We start from the raw sequence: 6,865 nt of genomic DNA on the forward strand, positions 1-6,865 counted from the left end.
AATGATGATAATGACCTTAAAACAAGTGGCTGCTTTAAAACAAAGCTTGGTTTTAAATAATACATTGCAACAATCCTTAAAAATTTTGCGATCTAATAGTCTCGACCTACTGGATTATTTAAAAGCTCGTAGTTTAGAGAATCCCTTGTTTGAGGTCGGGTCCGTCGAAGCCTGTACAAAAGAATTCAATTTTGATAAGCTAGCGGCTCACGGAACAGGTAATTTATACGATTATTTGTTGGAACAAGTCGGTTATCGATTTAAAGCAGGTAAATTACAGCAACTTTTGCAACGGCTGATTTTGGAGGTTGAACCAAATGGCTATTTAAAGGTGGATGAAGCCCGTTTTATCCAAGAAAATCAAATTGATCAGACCACTTATCAAGACGTTGTGACGTTACTACAAGAACTTGATCCAATCGGGGTTGGTGGTCGTGATGCACAAGAAGTGTTATTACTACAGGCCTCTGCTATTTATCCGGCTGATGATCTTAGTATTTTGGTGATAACTGATTATTTTGAACAATTATTAGCTGGTGATATTAAACAAATTCAAACTCAGTTAGCCATTAGTCAAGATGATATGCAATCGATTTTACACAAAATAGGTGCACTGAGTCTTGAACCAGGAAATATGTTTGATGACTCACCAACTAATTTTCAAGTGCCAGATGTCATTATTAAGATGAATGGCTCACGATATCAGCTACTATTGACTGAATTTGGGCGACCAACGCTGATTTTTGAACATGCAAGTTACGCGCAGTTCCAAAAAGAAGTCGATGTCGCTACCAAACAATACATTCAGCAAAAATATGCCGAGTATCAGATATTAAACACGAGTTTGCATAAGCGCGGGCAAACATTATTAATGGTTGCTGAAGTCCTAATCAAGGCACAGTGGGATTATATTACTGGAAAACAAGCATATCCTAATCAATTGATTCTACGGGATATCGCAAATCAATTGCAGCTCAGTGAATCAACAATTAGCCGAACGATTAAAGAAAAATCAATTCGGACGCCTAATGGTATCTATCTTCTGCGGAATTTGTTGACCAAACGGAGTACAATTTTAGAGGAAGGTCCCACCTTGACACAGACGCACATTGCAATTCAAACAGTTGTTAAGGAAGAAGAAGCCCATCATCCATTGTCTGATCAAAAAATCGCGGACCAGTTAAAAGTTAAGTATGACATTAAAGTTGCTAGAAGAACCGTCGCTAAATATCGTCAAGAATTAGGTATTGCTAATAAGGCAGACCGTAAATAAGCAAAAAAGCAATGGATGCAGTTAATATTACTGTATCCATTGCTTTTTAGGTTCTTATAAAATTGCCATCAGTTTAAACCAGTCCAATACAAGTGGGACCCACTGAGCTGCTACAGTATTAGCATATTCTGGTTTGCCTGGTGTTTGAGTCACATGATTAGCAAGCGAAAGGCCATGAACACCAGCTCCAAAGAGATGGTATTCAACAGGGATTTTATGTTGCTGTAATGCAAGTGTATATAGAAGTGAATTCGTTGCTGGAACAAGGGCGTCTGTGGCTGTTTGCCAAATAAAAGCTGGTTTAGCTGCTGCTGTGATATTTTTTTGTGCGTGCCATAAAGTTTGGTCCACTGTAATCTGTTGCTTAGTTGCATCATCAATTGGAAAACCAGCGTCAAAATCAATCACAGGATAATTTAAGACAATCGCTGCATGATGACCACGGTAATCGTCTAACCCGTAATCAGCTCGGTGGATTGGATCGGTCGCAATGCTATTATAGGTAGCGACCACATGTCCACCAGCTGAAAAACCAGTCAAAACAATTCGATCCAAATCAATATCATATTCTCCAGCTTGATCAGTCACCCACTCAATTGTCTTAGCAAGCTGATGTAAAGCGAGCGGATAAACGGTTTCAGTCGAACTTATTAATTGGTAGGGGAGAACAATCACGTGAAACCCTTCTGCTAAAAATCGCAACGCGACCGGTGTTGTTTCACGACCTGAATGATACGTAAAACCACCGCCTGGACAAATAATCATGACGGGATGTTTAACTGGATGCTCGAAATCTGGAATGGGTGTTAACCAATATGCATCAACTATAAATGCTTGTTCTTTAACGGATAACGTTTGACGTTCGATCGACATTATTAAGGACCTCTTTCTATTATATTAACCGTTTTCAATCTATGTTAATCTTACCGGATAATGACAAAAAATAACAGTATTAAGCATGACTTTTTGATACCAACCATTTAAAAATCTCATTAAGTAAAGTATGATAGTTTTAGAGGAAAATGTAATGATATCAGGTTATACAGCTCTTTACGGCTTGGTTGCGCATCCGGCGCACCATAGCTTGTCGCCCATGATTCATAATCTGGGTTTTAAACAACATCAAATCGACGCGCGGTATCTGGTTTTCGATAGCCAAGCACGGCCGCAAGATGTCGCAAAAGCGATTCGGACGCTTGGTGTGGCAGGCGTTAATCTTTCAATGCCCTATAAACAGTCGCTTGTGCCATTAATGGACGAGTTAATGCCAACTGCGCAACTCGTTGGCGCCATCAATACGGTTGCTTTACGATCGGGTAAATTGGTAGGCACGAATACTGATGGCGATGGTTTTTGGCGCGCTTTGCAGAAAAGATATCCCAATCTAGCTAGTCAGCAGATTGTTATTCTGGGTGGTGGGGGTGCTGCTCTCGCGGTTATCGAAGCCGCCGCTCGTTATGGTGTGGCGACGATTCAGGTCTTCAAACGTCAAAATACGACTTATGCGGCGGTTGAACAACGACTGGCAAAAATTGCTAATCACCATTCGATGTCCATCGTGCTACATAATTATGCCGATGAACAGGCACTCCAACAAGCACTCAGTAATGCTGATTGCGTGATTAACGCCACGAATCTTGGCATGGTCAATACCCCTGGATTACCGCTGGCAGCACCTTTAATTGGTCAAATACCGATGACTTGTTTAGTTGCCGACTTAATATATGCGCCACGTCAGACTGCTTTTTTACAGTTAGCGGCTCGAAGTGGTCATCCAACCCAAAACGGGCTTGGCATGTTAGTTGAACAGGCCGCGTTGAGTTTTCAATTCTGGACGGGCCAGGTCCTACAAACCGATCCCATCTATCATGCTTTAACGAAGGAGTTTTAATAATTTATGATTATTCAATTTAAACCAAATACTGATTCAGCGCTGATTGATGATTTTTGCGCACGACAACGCACGACAAATCCGAATGTCTATCAGATTAAGCACCATGTAGCGGTGATCGGTGCAAAAGCAATTGATTTTACCCCAGCAGAGAAAGAAGTCATTGCGGCAACCACCACGGATGAACCGAGTTACGTGCTTGGCAGTCGGCTATTCCAACCCGAAAACACGGTCATCGAATTAGCACACAGTACGATTGGCGGTGCAGACTTCACGGTGATGGCGGGTCCTTGTTCGGTCGAATCTGCTGACCACATTATGGCGATGGCCAAAGTTGCTAAAGAAGGCGGTGCAACTATTTTGCGGGGTGGCGCGTATAAACCCCGGACATCACCGTATTCCTTTCAAGGGATGGGCGAAGCTGGTTTGAAAGCATTGCGCAAGGCTGCTGATGCTTATCAAATGGACGTTGTGACCGAAGTGATGGATGAAACGCATGTTGATTTAGTGGCGCAATATACCGATATTTTTCAAATCGGGGCGCGCAATATGCAAAACTTTTCATTATTGAAAGCTGTTGGAAAAACCAACGTTCCCGTTGCTTTAAAACGTGGCTTAGCAGCAACTGTTGATGATTTATTAAATGCTGCCGAGTACATTGCTGCCAACGGTAATCAACAAATTATGCTGTTAGAGCGCGGGATTCGGACGTTTGACAATCACTATACGCGCAACACATTTGATTTAAATGCTGTCCCAGTTTTACAAAAATTAACGCACTATCCAGTCTTAATTGATCCGAGTCATGCGACTGGTGAATGGGATCTTGTGACGCCAATGGCTCGGGCTGGAGTCGCAACTGGAGCAAGTGGGTTACAAGTTGAGATTCATGATCATCCAGAAAAAGCCTTTTCTGATGGCGCACAAGCCTTAAAGCCAGCTACTTATCTTGAAATGTGTCATCAAGTGTGGGCCGTTGATGCAGTCGTCAAACAGTGGCGGCACTAATGGTGATAATTGATGTCCACCTCACACAAAAAAATTATCAGATTCGGATCCAATCTGGTTTGTATCACATCTGTGCTGAACAAATCGCGCAAGTTTGGACACCTCGTCAAATCGCATTAATCACAGACACGAATGTTGCCCCGTTGTATTTAGAAACGGTCGAATCTCAATTAATCCAAGCTGGCTATCAAGTCACACCGATTATTATTCCGGCTGGTGAAACGTCGAAATCACTTGACCAAGCAATGGCACTTTATTCCCAACTGGCAGCGGCGAATTTTACCCGTCATGACGGGGTGATTGCTTTAGGTGGTGGGGTTGTCGGTGATTTGGCGGGGTTTATCGCGTCCACCTATATGCGGGGGATTACATTTATTCAGATGCCAACCTCGCTTTTGGCACAAGTTGACAGTAGTGTCGGTGGAAAGACTGCACTTGATTTACCAGCTGGCAAGAACTTAGTTGGTTCTTTTTACCAGCCGGATTTAGTATTGATTGATCCCGACTTTTTAACGTCGCTGGATCAACGCCAATTACTGGCCGGTTATGCGGAAATCGTTAAAGTAGCTGCACTCAACGGTGGGACATTTTGGCAACAGGTGACAGGGATTCAAAGTGCGCATATGATTCTAGCGCAGGCTGAAACACTAATTCAGCAAAGTGTGCACTACAAGGCACAGATTGTCATGGCCGATGAAAAAGAAAGTAATCAACGCCAATTATTAAATTACGGTCATACGATTGGTCACGCGGTTGAAACCCTGGCCAATGGCAGCCTGATGCACGGTGAAGCGGTCAGCATCGGGTTAGTTGCCATGCAGCACTTAGTCGAACAAAGTGGACTGACTGAAGCGCATTTAACACCAGTGATTACAACTGTTTTAAATGCGGTCGGCTTGCCGACAGATAGCCCGTTACTTATGAGTGATCGACTCTTCACGCAACTTTTACATGATAAGAAGAATCAAGGAGATGCCATTAATCTTGTTTACCTCGATGCAATTGGTGTTCCAAAAATTCAATCCATACCGCTAACGACTTTAGCGGCTAATCTATTTTCAAAAAAAACTGGTAACCAACCCACAGATACCTTACAATGAAACTAACTTGTAAAGAGTGTTTAACTGACCGTATGTGCGGAGCAGTCTTGGAACCAACAATATATTTGAAATAGAACCATAGGGGTTGATTGACTAGATGCAACTGATTTTAATCGGTTTTATGGGGTCTGGTAAAACGACCATTGCTCGTAAAGTTGCACATCATTACCATTGTGACTGGATTGATTTGGATCGCTACATCATGCAAGAACAGCAAATGACGATTAACGAAATCTTTGCCGAAAAAGGGCAGGCTGCATTTCGACAAATGGAATTTGAGGCCTTACAGACATTGATCCAACACGATGGGATTATCGCAACCGGCGGCGGGGTCGTGGATGATGCTCAGACGCGCCATTTACTTGAACAGAGTCATATCCCCATTTTTTTCCTAAATGGGAGTTATGAAGCACATTGGCGCCGCGTTTCGCGCAATGATCGGCGGCCACTTGTGAATCAATTGGGCCACGATGGTTTACGCGAACTGTATCACAAACGACGACCAAAGTATTATCGGCTTGCGGACTACATCATTTTTTTCCAACATAAGACACCGAACATGATGTTGGCAGAAATCGATACGCAGCTACCCAGGATTCAAAAAAAGTTGGCTAATAAACATTAGTCAGCTTTTTTCAATGGTCGTAGAATCATATTATTCGCTTTTTAACGCCATAGACTTGTATGATGAGGTTATAACAAGGAGGGTGAACAATGACATTTAAATTACCAGCACTACCTTATGAATATGTGGCCTTAGAGCCGTATATCGATTCTGAAACAATGCATCTGCATCATGACAAACATCATAAGACTTATGTAACAAAACTCAACGCGGCGCTAGCCAAGCACCCCGATTTAGCAGGTAAATCATTACATGATTTGTTGACACACATCGATGATTTACCTGAGAATCTTCAAACACCTGTCCGCAATAATGCTGGGGGCCATGCCAATCATAGTTTCTTCTGGCGAATTCTAACACCGAATGCGCCAGAAGCACCAACGGGGGAATTACTCGAACGGATTGAAGCCCGCTTTGGGAAGTTTAAGACGTTCCAAGAAGCATTCACCGAAGCTGCCCTTGGTGTATTTGGCTCTGGCTGGGCATGGCTTGTTATCGATCAAAATGGTGAACTACAAATCATGACAACGCCTAATCAAGATTCACCACTTATGAGTCGTAATCGACCACTACTTGGACTTGACGTTTGGGAACATGCGTACTACCTGAAATACCAGAATAACCGGATTGATTACATCGAAAACTTTTGGAAGATGATCAATTGGCCATTGGTGGCGGAATTACTTTAGTAAGGGTGTTCATTATAATACATTTATAGCTGAATAAAATAAGACCCATCACTTAATAAGTGGTGGGTCTTATTTTATTTTACACAATTGTAAACACTGTCATCACAGTTATAGAGCGATTTATTCTTAAATGTAAGGTAGATTGCAAATTTAATCCGAATTTTTGGACAAATTTGTCAGCATAACCTGATACGGTGTTTGCCAGTCGAGTATTTTAAGCGGTCGCTGGTTAATTTGGAGTAACGTCGTCGTTAAATCTTGAGCACTAATGTGCTCAAA

At 42.3% G+C, this 6,865-nt stretch carries 7 protein-coding genes and 1 pseudogene; 6 read left to right on the forward strand and 2 right to left on the reverse strand.

Annotated features, from left to right (window positions below; genetic code table 11):
* Window positions 1-10: 10 nt before the first annotated feature.
* Window positions 11-1,273: an RNA polymerase factor sigma-54 gene (gene rpoN, locus ACF1X7_RS06190; protein ID WP_411162552.1), complete on the forward strand. Its 1,263-nt coding sequence runs from the start codon at window positions 11-13 to the stop codon at window positions 1,271-1,273.
* Between the two features lie 54 nt (window positions 1,274-1,327).
* Here rpoN and ACF1X7_RS06195 read toward each other — a convergent pair whose 3' ends face one another.
* Entirely contained in the window at window positions 1,328-2,146 is an 819-nt protein-coding gene (locus tag ACF1X7_RS06195) for an alpha/beta hydrolase (RefSeq protein WP_411162553.1), read from the reverse strand.
* A gap of 154 nt (window positions 2,147-2,300) precedes the next feature.
* Between ACF1X7_RS06195 and aroE the strand changes: the two genes are divergently transcribed.
* The 5 genes from aroE (at window position 2,301) to ACF1X7_RS06220 (ending at window position 6,586) form a co-directional block, all read left to right on the forward strand.
* Complete coding sequence (aroE, locus tag ACF1X7_RS06200; protein WP_056966886.1) at window positions 2,301-3,164, forward strand: shikimate dehydrogenase; 864 nt, start codon at window positions 2,301-2,303, stop codon at window positions 3,162-3,164.
* Between the two features lie 6 nt (window positions 3,165-3,170).
* A complete protein-coding gene (aroF, locus tag ACF1X7_RS06205; RefSeq protein ID WP_064777183.1) occupies window positions 3,171-4,172 on the forward strand; it encodes a 3-deoxy-7-phosphoheptulonate synthase in 1,002 nt (333 codons plus the stop codon).
* Window positions 4,172-5,272, forward strand: a complete 1,101-nt coding sequence (gene aroB / locus ACF1X7_RS06210) for a 3-dehydroquinate synthase (RefSeq protein WP_146955340.1) — start codon at window positions 4,172-4,174, stop codon at window positions 5,270-5,272. Before aroF ends, aroB begins: the two co-directional genes overlap by 1 nt.
* A gap of 97 nt (window positions 5,273-5,369) precedes the next feature.
* Window positions 5,370-5,897 carry a shikimate kinase gene (locus ACF1X7_RS06215; protein ID WP_064777181.1) on the forward strand — a complete coding sequence of 176 codons (528 nt, stop codon included), beginning with the start codon at window positions 5,370-5,372 and terminating at the stop codon, window positions 5,895-5,897.
* Window positions 5,898-5,986: 89 nt separating this feature from the next.
* Window positions 5,987-6,586 carry a superoxide dismutase gene (locus ACF1X7_RS06220; protein ID WP_039099431.1) on the forward strand — a complete coding sequence of 200 codons (600 nt, stop codon included), beginning with the start codon at window positions 5,987-5,989 and terminating at the stop codon, window positions 6,584-6,586.
* Between the two features lie 150 nt (window positions 6,587-6,736).
* On the opposite strand, the pseudogene ACF1X7_RS06225 reads toward ACF1X7_RS06220, so the two are convergent.
* Window positions 6,737-6,865 (reverse strand): annotated as a pseudogene (locus ACF1X7_RS06225) (IS30 family transposase); the annotation flags it as partial.

The organism is Latilactobacillus sp. VITA-14 (genome assembly GCF_046580785.1).
Lineage (GTDB): Bacteria > Bacillota > Bacilli > Lactobacillales > Lactobacillaceae > Latilactobacillus > Latilactobacillus curvatus.

Excerpts from the sequence above, each read along its gene's own strand:
- rpoN (WP_411162552.1), top strand. The coding sequence starts at position 11 with ATGACCTTAAAACAAGTGGCTGCTTTAAAACAAAGCTTGGTTTTAAAT.
- ACF1X7_RS06195 (WP_411162553.1), bottom strand. The coding sequence starts at position 2,146 with ATGTCGATCGAACGTCAAACGTTATCCGTTAAAGAACAAGCATTTATA.
- aroE (WP_056966886.1), top strand. The coding sequence starts at position 2,301 with ATGATATCAGGTTATACAGCTCTTTACGGCTTGGTTGCGCATCCGGCG.
- aroF (WP_064777183.1), top strand. The coding sequence starts at position 3,171 with ATGATTATTCAATTTAAACCAAATACTGATTCAGCGCTGATTGATGAT.
- aroB (WP_146955340.1), top strand. The coding sequence starts at position 4,172 with ATGGTGATAATTGATGTCCACCTCACACAAAAAAATTATCAGATTCGG.
- ACF1X7_RS06215 (WP_064777181.1), top strand. The coding sequence starts at position 5,370 with ATGCAACTGATTTTAATCGGTTTTATGGGGTCTGGTAAAACGACCATT.
- ACF1X7_RS06220 (WP_039099431.1), top strand. The coding sequence starts at position 5,987 with ATGACATTTAAATTACCAGCACTACCTTATGAATATGTGGCCTTAGAG.